This is a genomic window from Pseudomonas gingeri (assembly GCF_013385635.1).
In the GTDB taxonomy this organism is placed as follows: Bacteria; Pseudomonadota; Gammaproteobacteria; order Pseudomonadales; family Pseudomonadaceae; genus Aquipseudomonas; species Aquipseudomonas gingeri_A.
The window spans coordinates 409,074-425,839 of sequence record NZ_JACAPR010000012.1; the positions used below are offsets into that span (position 1 = coordinate 409,074).

Genomic DNA, 16,766 nt, shown 5'->3' on the forward strand with positions numbered 1-16,766 from the left:
GTGTTCTACCTCAGCTTCAGGGTGGCAAGGCCGATCAACACGAGAATCACGGTGATGATCCAGAAACGGACGATCACGCGCGGCTCGGGCCAGCCCTTGAGTTCAAAGTGGTGGTGAATCGGTGCCATACGGAATACGCGGCGACCGGTCAGCTTGAAAGAGGCCACCTGGATCACCACCGACAGGGTTTCCATCACGAACACGCCGCCCATGATGAACAGGACGATTTCCTGCCGGACGATCACCGCGATGGTGCCCAGGGCAGCGCCCAGCGCCAGTGCGCCAACGTCACCCATGAAGACCTGGGCCGGATAGGTGTTGAACCAGAGGAAGCCCAGGCCGGCACCGATCAGCGCGCCACAGAACACGATCAGTTCGCCCGCGCCCGGCACATAGGGAATCAGCAGGTATTCGGCGAACTTCACGTTACCCGACAGGTAGCAGAAGATCCCCAGCGCGCCGCCGACCATCACTGTCGGCATGATCGCCAGGCCATCGAGGCCATCGGTGAGGTTGACCGCGTTGCTCGAACCGACGATCACGAAATAGGTCAGGATCACGAAGCCCACGCCCAGCGGGATGCTCACATCCTTGAGCATGGGCACGATCAGGGTGGTTTCCACCGGGGTCTGGGCGGTCATGAACAGGAAAATCGCCGCGCCCAGACCGAACACCGACTGCCAGAAATACTTCCAGCGACTGGGCAAGCCACGGGAGTTCTTTTCGATTACCTTGCGGTAATCGTCGACCCAGCCGACGGCCCCGAACAGCAGGGTGACCAGCAGCACCACCCAGACATAGCGGTTATGCAGATCGGCCCACAGCAGGGTGCTGATACCGATGGACGACAGGATCAGCGCGCCACCCATGGTCGGCGTGCCGGACTTGGAAAGGTGCGATTGCGGGCCGTCGTTGCGAACCGACTGACCGATCTGCAGGCTCTGGAGGGTACGAATCATCCATGGGCCGAGAAACAGCGACAGAGACAACGCGGTCAGCACCCCGAGAATCCCGCGCAGGGTCAGGTACTGAAAGACCGCGAAGCCTTTGTAGAACTGTTGCAGATACTCCGCTAGCAGCAGCAGCATTAATGCGTCTCTCCCTTATGCACATGAGGCACAGGTCCGCACAAAGCCGCGACGATGTTTTCCATCGCCGCGCTGCGCGAACCCTTGATCAAAATGGTGGTATTGGTGTCTTGCTCGGCGCCAAGCGCCTCGATCAGATCGGCCTGGCTGGCGAAATGACGAGCGTGCTGGCCGAATGCGTTGACGGCGTGGACCATCATCGGTCCCACCGCGTAAAGCGCTGAAACCTTGCCTGAAGCGTAAGCCCCTACTTCATGATGTCCCTGCTCCGCCCACTCGCCCAACTCGCCGATATCTCCGAGCACCAGAACGGTGCGGCCGGAAAAGCCGGCGAGTATATCAACGGCCGCACACATTGAGGTGGGGTTCGCGTTGTAAGTGTCATCGATGACCCGCAGGCCATTGCTGGCCAGTTGCGCGACCGCCCGGCCCTTGACCGGCTGGACAGCTTCCAGCCCGGCGACGATGCCCGGCAGGGAAATCCCCAGCGCATGGGCAGCCGCGGCGGCGGCCAGGGCATTGGCAACGTTATGGCTGCCCAACAGGTTCAGTTGTACTGGGGCCGCGCCGTCGGGACCGTGCAGTACGAACTGCGGACAGCCACGCGCATCGCGGGAAATATCACTGCCGTGGAAATCGGCGGCGCTGTTGCCCAGGGCAAAACTCAGCACCTTGCGCGCACCGGCTCGGGCTTTCCAGATGGCAAAGGCCTTGTCGTCCAGATTGAGCACGGCCACGCCATCAGCCTGCAACCCTTCGATGATCTCGCCCTTGGCCTCGACGATCTTGTCGGGACCGCCGAACTCACCGACATGGGCGGTTCCCGCATTGTTCAAGATGGCCACATGGGGCTTGGTCATGGCGACGGTGTAGGCGATTTCGCCAATGCGCGAAGCACCCAGTTCGATCACCGCCGCACTGTGTTCCGGCGCCAGTTCGAGCAGGGTCAACGGCACACCCAGTTCGTTGTTCAGGTTGCCCCTGGTCGCCAGCACCAGCCCACGGGTACGCAGGATGCTCGCGAGAAGCTCCTTGACCGTGGTCTTGCCGCTGGATCCGGTGATCGCCGCCACCGGCCGGGTAAACCGGGCACGGTTCAAGGCGCCCAACTGACCCAGCGCCAGGCGGGTATCACGCACCAGCAACTGCGGCAGCCCGCTACCCGGCACTTCCCGCTCGACCAGTGCCGCGACAGCGCCCTTGGCCGCGACATCGTTCAGGTAATCGTGCCCGTCGAAACGCGGGCCGGTCAGGGCGACAAACAGCTGGCCCGGCTGGATCGCCCGGCTGTCGATGCTTACCCCGGAGAAACTCGCATCGGCCGAGACCAGACGGCCCGACAGATCATTGGCGACGTTACTCAACTTCATCGCTTCAAGCATGCGCGGCCTCCCAGGCATCCAGTGCCTTCGATGCCTCTACCAGGTCGGAGAAGGCATGGCGTTCGCCATTGATTTCCTGGTAATCCTCATGGCCCTTGCCGGCCAGGACGATCACGTCGTCGGCCTTGGCCGCGGCGATCAGCTCGGCAATGGCCAGGCCGCGACCGGCCACGAAGCGCACGGCATCGGCAGCGACAAAACCGGCACGGATATCGTCGAAAATCCGCAGGGCATCTTCGGTCCGGGGGTTGTCGTCGGTTACCAGTACGCTATCGGCCAGGCGCTCGACCACTTCCGCCATCAGCGGGCGCTTGCCGCGATCACGGTCGCCGCCACAGCCGAACAGGCAGCGCAACTGCCCCTTGGCATGCGGGCGCAGGGCCAGCAGGACTTTTTCCAGGGCATCCGGGGTGTGGGCGTAATCCACCACCACCAGGGGACGGGCGCCGCCGCCCAGGCGCTGCATGCGACCGGCCGGGCCTTCGAGCTGTGGCAGCACCCGGAGAATTTCATCCAGCGCGTAATCCAGTCCCAGCAATGCGCCCACTGCCGCCAGCACGTTGCTCAGGTTGAAACGACCGAGCAGTGCGCTGCGCAGATGATGCTCGCCTTGCGGGGTGACCAGCGTGGCACGCACGCCTTCGTCGCCAAACTGCGCGTCGCGGCAATACAGGTAGGCGCTGCTGTCTTCCAGGCTATAGGTGATCAACCGGGACTCATGCTCATGTGCCGCCAACCGACGACCAAAATCATCATCGAGGTTGATCACCCGGCAGCTCAGGTCGGTCCAGCTGAACAGCTTGGCCTTCTCGGCACCATAGGCTTCCATGGTGCCGTGGTAATCGAGGTGATCGCGAGACAGGTTGGTCAGCACCGCCACGTCGAACGCCAGTGCGCTGACACGCCCCTGATGCAGGCCGTGGGAGGACACTTCCATGGCGATCGCCTTGGCACCGGCTTTCTTCAGGTCAGCCAGGGTCGCCTGTACGGCAATCGGGTCCGGCGTGGTGTGCAACCCGCTGTGCAGGGCACCATGGAAACCGGTACCCAGGGTACCGACGATCCCGCAGTGCTGGCCGAGCAGGTCCAGGGCCTGGGCAACCAGTTGGGTGACACTGGTCTTGCCGTTGGTCCCGGTGACGCCCAGCAGGTTCAACTGACGGCTAGGGTCGCCATAGAAACGCCCGGCGATATCCGACAACTGTGCCGCCAGGCCCTTGACCGGGATCAACGGGATATCAGTGATCGGCAGGACGGTGGCGCCTTCCACTTCATAGGCCACCGCCGCCGCGCCACGCTGCAAGGCATCGGCGATATGGCTGCGGCCATCGACCTTGCCGCCCGGCACCGCCAGGAACAGGTCACCGGCACGCACTTTACGGCTGTCGAGCGCCAACTCGCGAATCAGCAGATCGCGGCCGGCGTGAGGAAAGATCTTGTTCAGGCTCAAGGACATTAACCACGCCCTCCTTTGACAGGTACGGGTGCGGCAATGGCTTGCTGCTGAGGAATGCTCGACAGGTCATCCGGGCTGACGTTCATCAGCCGCAGCGTGCCGGACATCACTTTGCTGAAGACCGGAGCCGATACCAGGCCACCGAAGTAACCGGCCTTGCTCGGTTCGTCGATCACCACCACGATGGCGTAGCGCGGATCGCTCATCGGGCCGAAACCGGCAAACAGCGAGCGGTAGGAGTTCTCGGCATAGCCCTTGGTGCCGACCGAAGTCTTGCGAGCGGTACCGGACTTGCCGGCGACATGATAGGCCGGGACTTTGGCGCGCCAGACACCACGCGGCGCCTCGATCACCTGTTGCAGCATGCCTTGCATGGTCTTGGCGACATTTTCCGGGATGACCTGGGTACCCTCGGGCATCTTGTCGGTCTTGATCAGGGTCAGCGGCACGATCTTGCCGTTGTTGGCCAGGGCCGAGAACGCGTGCACCAGCTGGATGGCGGTCACCGACAGGCCGTAGCCGTAGGACAGGGTCGCCGTCTCGGCCTTGCGCCACTCACGGTAGTTCGGCAGGTTGCCGACACGCTCGCCGGGGAAGCCGAGGCCGGTGTCCTGACCCAGGCCGACTTTCTGCATCACGCGGAAAATAGCCTCGCCACCGATATCGAAGGCGACCTTGCTCATCCCCACGTTACTGGAGTTGATCAGGATGCCGGTCAGGTCGAGGACCGGGCCTTCGGTCTTGGACACGTCACGAATGGTGTATTTGCCCAGCTGCAGGGTGCCCGGATAGACCTCGACCGTGTCGGTGGGCTTCCAGCGCCCGGTTTCCAGGGCGGCACTCATGGAGATGGGCTTCATGGTCGAACCCGGCTCGAACACGTCGATCATCGCGCGGTTGCGCATCATCGCCGGCTGCAGGTTGCGACGGTTGTTAGGGTTGTAGGTCGGCTGGTTGACCATGGCGAGGATCTCACCGGTCTTCACGTCCATGATCACCAGGCTGCCGGCCTTGGCGCCGTTTTCCACCAGGGCGTTGCGCAGTTCGCGGTTGGCCAGGTATTGCAGGCGCAGGTCAATCGACAACGCCAAGGGCTTGCCGGCCTTGGCGTTCTTGGTTACCTGGACATCCTTGATCAACCGGCCGCGCCGGTCCTTGATCACCTGTCGCTTGCCGGGCACCCCGGCCAGCCATTCGTCGTAGGCCAGCTCCACCCCTTCGCGACCGTGGTCGTCGATGTCGGTAAAGCCGACCATATGGGCCGCCACTTCACCGGCCGGGTAAAACCGCCGGAACTCCTCGATGCCATAGACACCGGGAACCTTGAGGTCGAGGACGGCCTGGCCCTGCTCCGGGGTCAGGCCCCGGACCAGGTAGATGAATTCCTTGTTCGCCTGTTGTTCCAGGCGTTCGGTCAGCAGCTTCGGATCCTGCCCGAGCGCCATCGCCAGCGCCGGCCAGCGGTCCTTGGCCAGTTGCATTTCCTTGGCATTGGCCCACAACGTGGTCACCGGCGTACTCACGGCCAGGGGCTCGCCATTACGGTCGGTGATCAGGCCGCGGTGCGCCGGAATCGGGATATGCCGCATGCTGCGCGCATCGCCCTGGCCGATCAGGAACGCCCGGTCGATGACCTGCAGGTCGACGATCTTCCAGCTGATATAGCCGACCATGATCGCCAGCGCGCCGAGGACCACGCGGAAGCGCCACGGATAGAGTGCGCCCTCGAGTTTCATCATGGCGCCACCATCCTGACTTCGGACGGGCTGGGGATGCGCATCTTCAGTTGTTCGGTGGCCAGGGTCTCGATCCGGCTGTGGGCCGTCCAGGTACTCTGTTCGAGGATCAGGCGGCCCCATTCGGCCTGGGCCTTGTCACGCACGCTCAGCTCGCCATACAGCGAGTTGAGCAACTGACGATTCCAGTGCGCGCTGTACGCTACGCCGATGGCGGACACCAGCACGGCGATAAACAGCAGGAACATGAAAAAGCTCCCGCCCGGGAGTGGCTTGGCGTAGAGCTTGCTCACCGCAACTTCTCCGCGACCCGCATGACGGCGCTGCGCGCACGCGGGTTGGCCTTGAGCTCGGCTTCGGAGGCGAACTGCGCCTTGCCGTGCACCTTGATACGCGGCTCGAATGCCTGATGGCGTACCGGCAGATTGCGCGGAAGGTTGTCGCCCTCGCCCTTGACCAGGCGCCGCATGAACAGTTTGACGATGCGGTCTTCAAGCGAGTGGAAGCTGATCACCACCAGGCGCCCACCGATTTCCAGGGCGTCGAGCGCCGCTTCGAGGCCGGTTTCAAGATCGCCCAATTCGTTGTTGACGTGGATGCGCAGGCCCTGGAAAGCCCGGGTCGCCGGGTTCTTGCCCTTTTCCCAGGCCGGGTTGGCGATCTTGAGCACTTCGGCCAGATCGGCGGTACGCTCGAAAGGCTTGATTTCACGACGCTCGACCACGGCCCGGGCCATGCGGCCGGAGAAGCGCTCTTCGCCATACTCCTTGAAGACGCGTGCGATTTCCTCCGCCGGAGCCGTGGCGATGAACTCGGCGGCACTGATCCCGCGCGACGGATCCATGCGCATGTCCAGCGGGCCGTCGTTCATGAAACTGAAGCCGCGTTCCGGATCATCCAGTTGCGGCGAGGACACGCCGAGGTCGAGCAGGATACCGTTGACCTTGCCGGCCATATCGCGTTCGACGATCGCCGAACCCAGCTCGGCAAAGCTGCGCTGCACAACGACAAAGCGGCCGTCTTCGGCCGCTAGCGCTTGCCCGGTGGCAATCGCCTGTGGATCCTTGTCGAAACCGAGAAGTCGGCCATCGGGCCCGAGCTTGCTGAGAATCAGGCGGCTATGCCCGCCTCGACCGAAGGTGCCATCCAGATAGCAGCCATCAGGGCGTACGGCGAGAGCCTCGACGGCTTCGTCAAGCAGTACGGTGATGTGGTTAAAGCCGCTATCAATAGTCACAGGATCAGATCACGCAGTTCATCAGGCATCGCGCCCGGTTGTTGAATGGCTGCCAGGTCAGCTGCAGATACAGCATTCCAGGCGTCCTCGTCCCACAGTTGAAACTTGTTCAGTTGACCCACCAGCATCGCGCGCTTGTCCAGCTTCGCGTACTCGCGCAGGCGCGGTGGCACCAGGAAACGGCCGCTGCCGTCGAGTTCGAGGTCGACGGCATTACCAATCAGCAAACGTTGCAGACGGCGGTTCTCTTCCCGCAGCGACGGCAACGCACGCAACTTGGTTTCAATCAGTTCCCACTCGTCGAGCGGGTACACGCACAAGCAGGGATCTACCGCATCAATGGTGACGATCAATTGTCCGGAACTACGCGAATCGAGCTCGTCACGGTACCGGCTCGGCATGGCGAGACGGCCCTTTGCGTCGAGACTGATAGCGTTAGCTCCGCGAAACACAGATGCGTTTCTCCAAATATTAGCGTTTTACGCTCAAAAAACCCACTTCATGCCACTTTCCGCCACTTGTGCACACTATAGGAATGCGCCCACCACACCGTCAAGGCGCGGTCCTAAGGAAAAGCCTTACAGAACGGAGATTTAGGAGCATAAAAGGAGACTTTGGGGCAATTCGGAGAGGGTTTTGCCAGACAAACTTCATGCGACTCAAAAATTTGAGATCTGAAGTTAAAGTGATTTGTTAAGAGTAAGATTTTTTCGGTATTACAAATGCGCTTCTGCCAGCGATTGCGAGCAGGGAAGGAAAGAGGTGGAGAGTCGATCTGTAAGCCGGGTTCTGTCGAGGACAGTCATTCCTCTACGATGGCCATCACTGGACATCTTTAGCAACCTACCCGGTTCCAGCGCGGGCCACGCCTAGGAACCCTATTTGGTCTTGCTCCGAGTGGGGTTTACCTAGCCACGAACTGTTGCCAGACGTGCGGTGCGCTCTTACCGCACCTTTTCACCCTTACCGGCACCGAAGTGCTTAGGCGGTTATTTTCTGTGGCACTTTCCGTAGGCTCACGCCTCCCAGGCATTACCTGGCACTCCGCCCTATGGAGCCCGGACTTTCCTCCCCCCCCTAATTTTCATAGAGGGCAGCGACTGTCCAATCGACTCTCCGCCGCGCAGGTTACCGGCACATGACACGAAGGACAAGCTTTAAAGCCGCCACTGTCCCGACAAGCCCGGCCACACAGCCTCCGGTTGTGCCATCAGGGAAAAATCCGACATCTGCAAGAGACTAGACCCACATCAAAATAAATCAGTCGTTTTTCTGTTTCTCAAGCGCGACCTGATACAGCACATTCTTGCGCACACCGGTGATTTCCGCCGCCAGGGCCGCAGCACGCTTGAGTGGCATCTCCTTGAGCAGCAGGTCGAGGATCCGCATGGCCTCGGCACCGACCGCATCGTCACTTTCAGGCGCCGTCCAGCCGGCGACCAGCACCACGCATTCACCACGCTGCTGATTGCTGTCGGCCTCGACAAAACCGCGCAACTCACCCAACGGCAAGCCCTTGAGCGTCTCGAAGGTCTTGGTCAGTTCACGCCCCAGCAACGCCGGACGCTCCGGCCCGAACACCAGTTCCATGTCCTCCAGGCATTCAAGGATCCGGTGCGGCGCCTCATAGAAGATCAGGGTCCGTGGTTCTTCCTTCAACAGCTCCAGGCGCGAGCGGCGACCGACCGCCTTGGCCGGCAGGAACCCCTCGAAGATAAACCGGTCGGACGGCAGCCCCGCCGCCGACAGCGCCGCGATCAACGCACAGGCACCGGGCACCGGCACCACCTTGACTCCCGCGGCACGGGCCTGGCGCACCAGGTGGTAGCCGGGATCGGAAATCAGCGGCGTACCGGCGTCGGAGATCAATGCCACATCCTCGCCGGCCAACAGCTTGGCGATAAAGCGGCTACCCTCATCACGTTCGTTGTGCTCATGGCAGGCAGCCAGCGGCGTCGAAATACCGAAGTGCTGCAAGAGCCGCAGCGAGTGCCGGGTATCTTCCGCCGCGATCAGCGACACATCGCGCAGCACTTTCATGGCACGCGCACTGATGTCATCCAGGTTACCGATGGGTGTCGCCACCACATAAAGCGAGCCCATCGCGGAATTCAAAGCACCTGGAGCAGTCAAAGCGCACACCTCAAGAAGAACGAAAAACCCATTGTAGCGCGTAGAGGCCCTGCCGATATGCTCCACAGCTGCAGGCCCGGCTCTTCCGACCGGGGAATTTGCAGTCCCGGACACGCTTTGTACGACCTAATTTGACGGTTTCACGCCAGCAACATCGCGCCCCGGCCAGTGCTTGGGTACAATTCCACGCTAATTTGATCGAGTATCAGGAACACTTACATGATCGCTTGCCTGCGGCTGTTCTCTGCCCTCTGCCTTGCTGCCTTGTTGGCGGCATGCGCCAGCTCGCCCTCCTCCAGCCTTGGCGAACTTCCACGGACCCCGGATGCCAGCATCGAGCAACTGCTCGAACAAGCCTCCGCCAGCAAAACACCAGACAAGGCCGCATTGCTGCGACTGACCGCTGCCGACCTGGCCTACCGCCAGAAAGACACCGGTCGCGCCTCGCAGATCCTTGCCCAGGTGCCGCTGGACCAGCTCAAGCCGGCCCAGCAGGTCTTTGCCAGCACCCTGGCCGCCGAACTGGCGATGACCCGTAACCAGCCCAAGGCCGCCCTCGCCGCCTTGAGCCACCCGAGCCTGGAACGCCTTGGCGAACTGCCGGTGGACCAACAGATCCGCACCCAGACCGTTCGCGCCCGCGCCTTCGAGGCCGATGGTCAGACCCTGGCCGCCGCTCGCGAGCGTATCTTCATCGCGCCATTGCTCAGCGGTGACGCCGCCCGTGCCAACCACGAAGCGATCTGGGCATTGATCGCGGCACTGCCGACCGATCAACTGCAGCCGACCGGCAGCGATGACCTCAGCGGCTGGCTCAGCCTGGCCCTGGCGGTCAAGACTTCCGGCACCCTGGAACAACAGCAGGCCGCCATCGATACCTGGCGCGCGCAGAACCCGAAACACCCGGCCGCCCTGCAACTGCCGCAGCCACTGGTCAAGCTCAAGGAACTGGCCAGCCAGCCACTGAACAAGATCGCCCTGCTGCTGCCGAACGACGGCCCGCTGGCTTCCGTCGGCAAGGCCCTGCGTGAAGGCTTCATGGCCGCCCACTACCAGGCCCAGCAGGCCGGGCAGAAGCCGCCAGCCATCGAGTTCTACGACAGCTCGCGCCTGGGCTCCCTGGATGATTTCTATCGCAAGGCCCAGGCCGCCGGCGTGCAACTGGTGATCGGGCCATTGGAAAAACCGCTGGTCAAACAACTCAGTGCCCGCCCGCAACTGCCGATCACCACCCTGGCGCTGAACTACAGCGAAAGCACGCAGAACCCGCCGCAACTGTTCCAGTTCGGCCTGGCTGCCGAAGACGAAGCCCGCGAAGTCTCCCGTCGCGCCCGTGCCGACGGCCTGCACCGCGCCGCGGCCATGGTGCCGAAGGGCGAATGGGGCGATCGCGTACTGAAAGCCTTCCGCCAGGATTGGGAAGCCAACGGCGGCACCGTGGTCGGCGTCGAGCACGTCGATCAGCCGGTTGCCCTGGCCCAACAGATTGCCGACCTGTTCCAGTTGCGCCAGAGCGAGGGCCGCGCCAAGAGCCTGCAAAGCACGGTAGGCGGCCAGGTAGCCGCCCAGCCTTCGCGCCGTCAGGACATCGAGTTCATCTTCCTGGCCGCGACACCGCAGCAAGCCCAGCAGATCAAACCGACACTGAACTTCCAGTACGCCGGTGATGTGCCGGTGTATGCCACTTCCCACCTGTTCAGCGCCACGGGCGATATCAACCAGTACAACGACATGAACGGTATTCGCTTCTGCGAAACCCCATGGCTGCTGGATGCCAACGACCCACTGCGCAAACAGGTCACCGCCCAATGGCCGCAAGCCGGCGGCAGCCTGGGACGCCTGTACGCCATGGGTGTCGATGCTTATCGCCTGGCCCCGCGCCTGGGTCAACTCAAGGCCCTGCCGGACAGCCGCATCGAAGGCCTCTCCGGCAGCCTGAGCATGGATCAGGGACAACGGGTCGAGCGCCAGTTGCCATGGGCCCAGTTCGTCAGCGGCCAGGTCCAGCGCCTGCCGGACACTCCGCGCTGATGCCGGATGGCCTGCACCTGAAAAGCGGCAAGGATGCCGAGAGCCTCGCGCTCCGGCATCTCGAACAGCAAGGGCTGCGCCTGCTGGCGCAGAACTGGTTATGCAAACGCGGCGAGCTTGATCTGGTCATGCTCGACGGCGATACAGTAGTATTCGTCGAAGTTCGTTATAGAAAAAACACCCAATGGGGTGGCGCCGTGGGCAGCATCGATGCCCGCAAGCGCAAGAAGTTAATATTCGCGGCGCAGTATTTCCTGCAACGCGAGTCACGCTGGGCCAGTCGCCCCTGCCGTTTCGATGTGATCGCCATAGAGGGCGACCTGGAAGCAGCACCCCAGCTGAACTGGCTACGGAATGCCTTCGACAGCTGACTCCCGGTTGTCGAGCCGGTTACTTTTCATTCACTGATTTTGCTCTTTGCTTTGCGGGCTGCACATTCTTGTGCCGGGCAGCCTCCGGGAAAACCCGGACAGCGCTCGACCAGCCGCCCTACTTAAGGTCACATAGATGGACATGCAATCCCGAATTCGCCAGCTTTTCCAGGCCAGTATCGACACCAAGCAACAGGCGATGGACGTTCTTGCACCTCACATCGAGCAAGCCAGCCAGATCATGGTCAACGCCCTGCTCAACGAAGGCAAAATGCTTTCCTGTGGCAATGGCGGCTCGGCGGGTGATGCCCAGCACTTTTCCTCGGAACTGCTCAACCGCTTCGAGCGCGAGCGACCGAGCCTGCCGGCCATCGCCCTGACCACCGACAGCTCGACCATCACCTCGATCGCCAACGACTACAGCTACAACGAAGTCTTCTCCAAGCAGATCCGCGCGCTCGGTCAACCCGGCGACGTGCTGCTGGCGATTTCCACCAGCGGCAACTCCGCCAACATTATTCAGGCAATCCAGGCCGCACATGATCGCGAAATGGTTGTCGTAGCCTTGACGGGACGTGACGGTGGCGGCATGGCTTCGCTGCTGCTGCCCGAGGACGTGGAAATCCGCGTCCCCGCCAACGTCACCGCACGTATCCAGGAAGTCCACCTGCTGGCGATCCACTGCCTGTGCGATCTGATCGACAGCCAACTGTTCGGGAGTGAAGAATGACCGTTAATCGCCTTAGCCTGCTGGCCTTGACCCTGTGCCTGGGCCTCAGTGGTTGCAGCTCGGTACTGACCGCAACCCGCGACGAGCCGATCAATGACGATCGGGGAACCCGCACCTTCGGTAGCAAGATCGACGATTCGCTGATCCAGACCAAGGTCGAGGTCAACGTGGCCAAGGCCGATCCGGCCCTGGAAGTGTCTTCTCATATCGTCGTGACCAGCTTCAACGGCATCGTCCTGCTGGCCGGCCAGACCCCCAGCGAAGAACTCAAGGCCAAGGCCGAGCAAGCCGCCGCCGCGGTTCAACGCGTGAAGAAAGTGAACAACGAACTGCAGGTCCTCCAGCCCTCTTCGTTCGCCGCCCGCAGCAGCGACACCTGGCTGACCAGCAAGATCAAGACACAGATGCTGACCGACAACACCATCCCCGGCTCACGCATCAAGGTGGTGACCGAGAACGGCATCGTCTACCTGCTGGGCCTGGTCACCCAACAGGAAGCGACGCGCGCCACCAACCTGGTGCAGGGCGTTGGTGGCGTGCAGAAGATCGTCAAGCTCTTCGAGTACATCGACTGACCCGACACCTCCGGACGCAAAAAAGGCGCCTCGGATGAGGCGCCTTTTTTATTACTTTGCTACTGCTTGTTACTTCACTACCTTCAGGCTCGGCCGACCGCTGGGACGCGGCGGCTCCGACCCCGACGGCGGACCGTCATCATCCGGCTCGACTTCTTCATCGTCCTCCAGGGGCGACTCGAGGTCGAACACCATGCCCTGGCCATTCTCCCGGGCGTAGATCCCGAGAATGGCACCAATGGGCACGTACAGCGTATGCGGCACACCGCCAAAACGCCCTTCGAAACTGATCGCTTCGTTATCCATATGCAAGTGACGCACGGCACTCGGCGAGACATTCAACACGATCTGGCCGTCACTGGCGAAACCCTGCGGCACCTGGACCGAGGGGTACTCGGAGTTGACCAGTATGTGCGGGGTGCAATCGTTATCCACTATCCATTCGTACAGGGCACGAACCAAATAAGGACGACTGGAATTCATTAAACTGCTCCTTAGCGCATATCGCGTTCGACACCAGACAGACTCGCCTGGAAAGCCTCACGCGCAAACTGGCGCTCCATATAATCGAGCAACGGCTTGGCCGGCCGCGGCAATTCAATACCCAGAATCGGTAGACGCCAGAGTATCGGTAATAGACAACAATCCACCAGACTTTGCTCCTCACTGAGGAAGAATGGCTTGTCGGCGAATAGCGGCGAAACGCCGGTGAGGCTCTCGCGCAATTCCTTGCGAGCCTGCACGCGCGCCGGCTCCTTGGTCCGCGAATCCAGGATCAGATCCACCAGCCCGCACCAGTCGCGCTGGATGCGGTGCATCAGCAGGCGGCTATTGGCCCGCGCTACAGGATAAACCGGCAGCAACGGCGGATGCGGGTAGCGCTCATCCAGATATTCCATCACCACCGTCGACTCCCACAACGCCAGGTCACGATCGACCAGGGTTGGCAGGCTGCCGTAAGGGTTCACTTCGATCAGCTTCGGCGGCTGACGACCCGCCTCGACACTGATGATCTCGGCGCTGACACCCTTCTCCGCCAGCACGATGCGCACTCGATGGGAATAGTGGTCGGCGGGGTCGGAGTAACAGGCCAACCGGTTGGTCACGCCCATGGCGGTCCTCCTCGCTTGTTGAAATTATCGGAAACGGAAAACGCGCGCGCCCAAGGGAAGCCTCCCGTAGCGGCAGAACCGGCAGTGAATGCAACCGTTGCCGGCCGCATCCTGCTTGTCCCACTTGCTACATCTTCAGAGGCACCCTTGGGCGCGCACGATTGACAGCTATATTACAACGTTATCAGTGCACATCCTTCCAGTATTCGCGCTTGAGCAGATAAGCGAACACGAAGAAGAAGGCCAGGTACAGCAAGACGTAGGTACCGATGCGCTGATGCTCCAGCTTCACCGGGTTGGCCGAGTAGGCCAGGAAGGTCACCAGGTTCTTGACCTTCTCATCGAACTGCTCGTCGGTCAGGCTGCCACTTTTCGGCACGATGGTCAGTTGGTCGCACGCCTCATGGGTCAATGGCGTACCGGTCAACGGATCATACTGCTTCTTGCCGTCCTCGACGATCTGGACCTGCTTGCAACCGACGACCTGGCGACCTTGCAGGCCCACCAGCACGTTCGGCATGCCGACATTCGGGAAGACCTTGTTGTTCACACCCCACGGGCGTGCCGGATCTTCGTAGAACGAGCGCAGGTAGCCGTAGAGCCAGTCGGTACCCCGCACCCGCGCCACCAGGGTCAGGTCGGGGGGAGCCGCACCGAACCAGGCCTTGGCATCCGCCGGCTGCATGCCGATGTTCATGTGGTCGCCGATCTTGGCGCCGGTGAACACCAGGTTCTTGAGCATCAGGTCATGGGGAATCCCCAGGTCATCGGCCACACGCTCATAGCGCTGGAACTTGGCACTATGGCAACCCATGCAATAGTTGGCGAAGGTCCGCGCACCATCCTGCATGGCAGCCTTGTCGGAAACGTCGATATCGACTTTTTCCAGTTCCGGACCACCATGTTCGGCGGCAAAAGACAGTACCGGCAGCGCCGCAAGCAACAAAACAGCAAATAGTTTTTTCATCAGCCAGTCACCCTTTCCGGAACCGGTTTGGTCTTCTCGAGCCGGGTATAGAACGGCATCAGAATGAAGTAGGCGAAGTACAGGAAGGTACAGACCTGCGACAGCAACGTACGCTCGGGGGTCGGCGCCAGAACGCCCAGCACGCCCAGGATCACGAACGAAATACAGAACACCACCAGCCAGATCTTGCTCATCCAGCCCTTGTAGCGCATGGACTTGACCGGACTGCGATCGAGCCATGGCAGGACGAACAACACGGCAATCGCGGCCCCCATGGCGATCACGCCCATGAGTTTGTCGGGAATCGCTCGCAGGATCGCGTAGAACGGCGTGAAGTACCAGACAGGGGCAATGTGCTCCGGCGTCTTGAAGGCGTTGGCCTGTTCGAAGTTCGGTTTTTCGAGGAAATACCCCCCCATTTCCGGGAAGAAGAACACGATGGAACAGAAGATGAACAGGAACACCACCACGCCGACGATATCCTTCACGGTGTAGTACGGATGGAAGGCGATGCCGTCCAGCGGTACGCCGTTCTCGTCCTTGTGCTTCTTGATGTCGACGCCGTCCGGGTTGTTCGAACCGACTTCGTGCAGCGCCAGTACGTGCAGCACCACCAGGCCGAGGATCACGATCGGCAGGGCCACCACGTGCAGGGCGAAGAAGCGGTTCAGGGTGATCCCGGAAATCAGGTAGTCACCACGGATCCACTGGGTCAGGTCGTTGCCGATGACCGGGATCGCACCGAACAGCGAGATGATCACCTGCGCGCCCCAGTAGGACATCTGGCCCCACGGCAGCAGGTAGCCCATGAAGGCCTCGGCCATCAGCGCCAGGTAGATCAGCATGCCGAACAGCCACACCAGCTCGCGCGGCTTCTGGTACGAACCGTAGAGCAGGCCACGGAACATGTGCAGGTAGACCACGATAAAGAACGCCGAAGCGCCGGTGGAGTGCAGCAGGCGCAGGATCGAGCCGTACTCGACGTCACGCATGATGTATTCGACGGAGGCGAATGCCTCTTCCGCCGAAGGGGTGTAGCTCATGGTCAGCCAGACACCGGTAACGATCTGGTTGACCAGCACCAGGAGTGCCAGGGAGCCGAAGAAGTAGAAGAAGTTGAAGTTTTTTGGCGCGTAATACTTGCTGAGATGGTCTTCCCACATCTTGGTCGCGGGGAAGCGCGCATCCACCCAATCCATGAACTTGCTCATTGCGCGTTCTCCTTGTCGACGCCGATGACGATAAGCTCTTCGGTCTCATAGGAATGCGGCGGAACCGGCAGGTTCAAAGGCGCGGGCTGGGACTTGTAGACGCGCCCCGCCAGATCGTAGTGGGAGCCGTGGCAAGGGCAGAAATAGCCACCTACCCACTTGGGCCCCAGATCGGCAGGTGCCACTTCCGGACGGAATGTCGGTGAGCAACCCAGGTGCGTACAGATACCGATCAGCAGGAGAATTTCCGGCTTGATCGAACGCGTCTCCGGGTCAACGTAGGTTGGTTGTGTCGAGTTCTTGGACTGGGGATCGGAAAGTTGATCTTCGATCTTCTTCAGATTACCCATGATTTCCGGGGTTCGGCGAACGATGAATACCGGCTGGCCACGCCATTCAGCAATCATCTGCTGTCCTGGCTCGATCTTGCTGACATTCACTTTCACCGGTGCGCCTGCGGCTTTCGCCTTGGCACTGGGAAACCATGACCCCACGAACGGGACCGCAGCCCCCACCGCTCCTGCAGCCCCTACCACGGACGTGGCTGCTACGAGGAAGCGACGTCGGCCTGCATTCACGCCGTCATTGCTCATTCAGTCCTCTCCCATCAGCTTTGTGGCCTGTTAAATCAGGCGTCTACTAAGTAAAAACTTTGTACTTATAAAAATTTTGCCGAATGGTAATGAAAAGCCCCACCTCTGACAAGGTAATTACCGGACCCACACTGCCCCAAGCCT

The 16,766-nt window shown here is 61.3% G+C and carries 17 protein-coding genes and 1 other RNA gene; 4 read left to right on the forward strand and 14 right to left on the reverse strand.

Annotated elements, in window-relative coordinates:
* Window positions 1-5 precede the first annotated feature (5 nt).
* From mraY to rsmI, 9 genes are all read right to left on the reverse strand, one after another.
* Window positions 6-1,088, reverse strand: a complete 1,083-nt coding sequence (gene mraY, locus HX851_RS40595) for a phospho-N-acetylmuramoyl-pentapeptide-transferase (protein ID WP_017123606.1) — start codon at window positions 1,086-1,088, stop codon at window positions 6-8.
* Entirely contained in the window at window positions 1,088-2,470 is a 1,383-nt protein-coding gene (locus tag HX851_RS40600; protein ID WP_177062354.1) for a UDP-N-acetylmuramoyl-tripeptide--D-alanyl-D-alanine ligase, read from the reverse strand. Before HX851_RS40600 ends, mraY begins: the two co-directional genes overlap by 1 nt.
* Complete coding sequence (locus tag HX851_RS40605; RefSeq protein WP_177062355.1) at window positions 2,463-3,926, reverse strand: UDP-N-acetylmuramoyl-L-alanyl-D-glutamate--2,6-diaminopimelate ligase; 1,464 nt, start codon at window positions 3,924-3,926, stop codon at window positions 2,463-2,465. The genes HX851_RS40600 and HX851_RS40605 overlap by 8 nt, the downstream gene beginning before the upstream one ends.
* Window positions 3,926-5,662, reverse strand: coding sequence for a peptidoglycan D,D-transpeptidase FtsI family protein (locus HX851_RS40610; RefSeq protein ID WP_177062371.1), 1,737 nt, complete (start codon window positions 5,660-5,662; stop codon window positions 3,926-3,928). The genes HX851_RS40605 and HX851_RS40610 overlap by 1 nt, the downstream gene beginning before the upstream one ends.
* On the reverse strand, window positions 5,662-5,955 hold the full coding sequence (gene ftsL, locus HX851_RS40615) for a cell division protein FtsL (RefSeq protein WP_017123603.1): 294 nt from the start codon (window positions 5,953-5,955) through the stop codon (window positions 5,662-5,664). Before ftsL ends, HX851_RS40610 begins: the two co-directional genes overlap by 1 nt.
* Window positions 5,952-6,899, reverse strand: coding sequence for a 16S rRNA (cytosine(1402)-N(4))-methyltransferase RsmH (rsmH, locus tag HX851_RS40620; protein ID WP_438362403.1), 948 nt, complete (start codon window positions 6,897-6,899; stop codon window positions 5,952-5,954). Before rsmH ends, ftsL begins: the two co-directional genes overlap by 4 nt.
* Window positions 6,896-7,351 (reverse strand): division/cell wall cluster transcriptional repressor MraZ, encoded by a 456-nt coding sequence (mraZ, locus tag HX851_RS40625; protein WP_026013246.1) that lies wholly within the window; start codon window positions 7,349-7,351, stop codon window positions 6,896-6,898. Before mraZ ends, rsmH begins: the two co-directional genes overlap by 4 nt.
* 310 nt (window positions 7,352-7,661) lie before the next feature.
* Window positions 7,662-8,015: RNase P RNA component class A (gene rnpB / locus HX851_RS40630), an RNA gene on the reverse strand.
* A gap of 144 nt (window positions 8,016-8,159) precedes the next feature.
* Complete coding sequence (rsmI, locus tag HX851_RS40635) at window positions 8,160-9,002, reverse strand: 16S rRNA (cytidine(1402)-2'-O)-methyltransferase (protein ID WP_177062356.1); 843 nt, start codon at window positions 9,000-9,002, stop codon at window positions 8,160-8,162.
* 249 nt (window positions 9,003-9,251) lie between these two features.
* Here rsmI and HX851_RS40640 point away from each other — a divergent pair, with 249 nt between their 5' ends.
* From HX851_RS40640 to HX851_RS40655, 4 genes are all read left to right on the forward strand, one after another.
* Window positions 9,252-11,063 (forward strand): penicillin-binding protein activator, encoded by a 1,812-nt coding sequence (locus HX851_RS40640; RefSeq protein ID WP_177065118.1) that lies wholly within the window; start codon window positions 9,252-9,254, stop codon window positions 11,061-11,063.
* A complete protein-coding gene (locus tag HX851_RS40645; RefSeq protein ID WP_177062358.1) occupies window positions 11,063-11,434 on the forward strand; it encodes a YraN family protein in 372 nt (123 codons plus the stop codon). The genes HX851_RS40640 and HX851_RS40645 overlap by 1 nt, the downstream gene beginning before the upstream one ends.
* A gap of 136 nt (window positions 11,435-11,570) precedes the next feature.
* Window positions 11,571-12,164 carry a phosphoheptose isomerase gene (locus tag HX851_RS40650; protein WP_017123596.1) on the forward strand — a complete coding sequence of 198 codons (594 nt, stop codon included), beginning with the start codon at window positions 11,571-11,573 and terminating at the stop codon, window positions 12,162-12,164.
* Window positions 12,161-12,739, forward strand: coding sequence for a BON domain-containing protein (locus HX851_RS40655; RefSeq protein ID WP_177062361.1), 579 nt, complete (start codon window positions 12,161-12,163; stop codon window positions 12,737-12,739). Before HX851_RS40650 ends, HX851_RS40655 begins: the two co-directional genes overlap by 4 nt.
* 69 nt (window positions 12,740-12,808) lie before the next feature.
* Here HX851_RS40655 and HX851_RS40660 read toward each other — a convergent pair whose 3' ends face one another.
* The 5 genes from HX851_RS40660 to petA all read right to left on the reverse strand — a co-directional run bounded on the left by HX851_RS40660 (window position 12,809) and on the right by petA (window position 16,622).
* Complete coding sequence (locus HX851_RS40660; protein WP_177065116.1) at window positions 12,809-13,222, reverse strand: ClpXP protease specificity-enhancing factor; 414 nt, start codon at window positions 13,220-13,222, stop codon at window positions 12,809-12,811.
* 11 nt (window positions 13,223-13,233) lie between these two features.
* A complete protein-coding gene (locus HX851_RS40665; protein ID WP_017123593.1) occupies window positions 13,234-13,851 on the reverse strand; it encodes a glutathione S-transferase N-terminal domain-containing protein in 618 nt (205 codons plus the stop codon).
* 184 nt (window positions 13,852-14,035) lie between these two features.
* Window positions 14,036-14,818 carry a cytochrome c1 gene (locus HX851_RS40670; protein ID WP_177062363.1) on the reverse strand — a complete coding sequence of 261 codons (783 nt, stop codon included), beginning with the start codon at window positions 14,816-14,818 and terminating at the stop codon, window positions 14,036-14,038.
* On the reverse strand, window positions 14,818-16,029 hold the full coding sequence (locus HX851_RS40675) for a cytochrome b (protein WP_017123591.1): 1,212 nt from the start codon (window positions 16,027-16,029) through the stop codon (window positions 14,818-14,820). The genes HX851_RS40670 and HX851_RS40675 overlap by 1 nt, the downstream gene beginning before the upstream one ends.
* Window positions 16,026-16,622 (reverse strand): ubiquinol-cytochrome c reductase iron-sulfur subunit, encoded by a 597-nt coding sequence (gene petA / locus HX851_RS40680; protein WP_177062365.1) that lies wholly within the window; start codon window positions 16,620-16,622, stop codon window positions 16,026-16,028. The genes HX851_RS40675 and petA overlap by 4 nt, the downstream gene beginning before the upstream one ends.
* Window positions 16,623-16,766 lie beyond the last annotated feature (144 nt).

What these genes read in the sequence shown, in the direction of transcription:
- mraY (WP_017123606.1), bottom strand. Translation starts at nt 1,088, where the DNA reads ATGCTGCTGCTGCTAGCGGAGTATCTGCAACAGTTCTACAAAGGCTTC.
- HX851_RS40600 (WP_177062354.1), bottom strand. Translation starts at nt 2,470, where the DNA reads ATGCTTGAAGCGATGAAGTTGAGTAACGTCGCCAATGATCTGTCGGGC.
- HX851_RS40605 (WP_177062355.1), bottom strand. Translation starts at nt 3,926, where the DNA reads ATGTCCTTGAGCCTGAACAAGATCTTTCCTCACGCCGGCCGCGATCTG.
- HX851_RS40610 (WP_177062371.1), bottom strand. Translation starts at nt 5,662, where the DNA reads ATGAAACTCGAGGGCGCACTCTATCCGTGGCGCTTCCGCGTGGTCCTC.
- rsmI (WP_177062356.1), bottom strand. Translation starts at nt 9,002, where the DNA reads ATGGGCTCGCTTTATGTGGTGGCGACACCCATCGGTAACCTGGATGAC.
- HX851_RS40640 (WP_177065118.1), top strand. Translation starts at nt 9,252, where the DNA reads ATGATCGCTTGCCTGCGGCTGTTCTCTGCCCTCTGCCTTGCTGCCTTG.
- HX851_RS40645 (WP_177062358.1), top strand. Translation starts at nt 11,063, where the DNA reads ATGCCGGATGGCCTGCACCTGAAAAGCGGCAAGGATGCCGAGAGCCTC.
- HX851_RS40650 (WP_017123596.1), top strand. Translation starts at nt 11,571, where the DNA reads ATGGACATGCAATCCCGAATTCGCCAGCTTTTCCAGGCCAGTATCGAC.
- HX851_RS40655 (WP_177062361.1), top strand. Translation starts at nt 12,161, where the DNA reads ATGACCGTTAATCGCCTTAGCCTGCTGGCCTTGACCCTGTGCCTGGGC.
- HX851_RS40660 (WP_177065116.1), bottom strand. Translation starts at nt 13,222, where the DNA reads ATGAATTCCAGTCGTCCTTATTTGGTTCGTGCCCTGTACGAATGGATA.
- HX851_RS40665 (WP_017123593.1), bottom strand. Translation starts at nt 13,851, where the DNA reads ATGGGCGTGACCAACCGGTTGGCCTGTTACTCCGACCCCGCCGACCAC.
- HX851_RS40670 (WP_177062363.1), bottom strand. Translation starts at nt 14,818, where the DNA reads ATGAAAAAACTATTTGCTGTTTTGTTGCTTGCGGCGCTGCCGGTACTG.
- HX851_RS40675 (WP_017123591.1), bottom strand. Translation starts at nt 16,029, where the DNA reads ATGAGCAAGTTCATGGATTGGGTGGATGCGCGCTTCCCCGCGACCAAG.
- petA (WP_177062365.1), bottom strand. Translation starts at nt 16,622, where the DNA reads ATGAGCAATGACGGCGTGAATGCAGGCCGACGTCGCTTCCTCGTAGCA.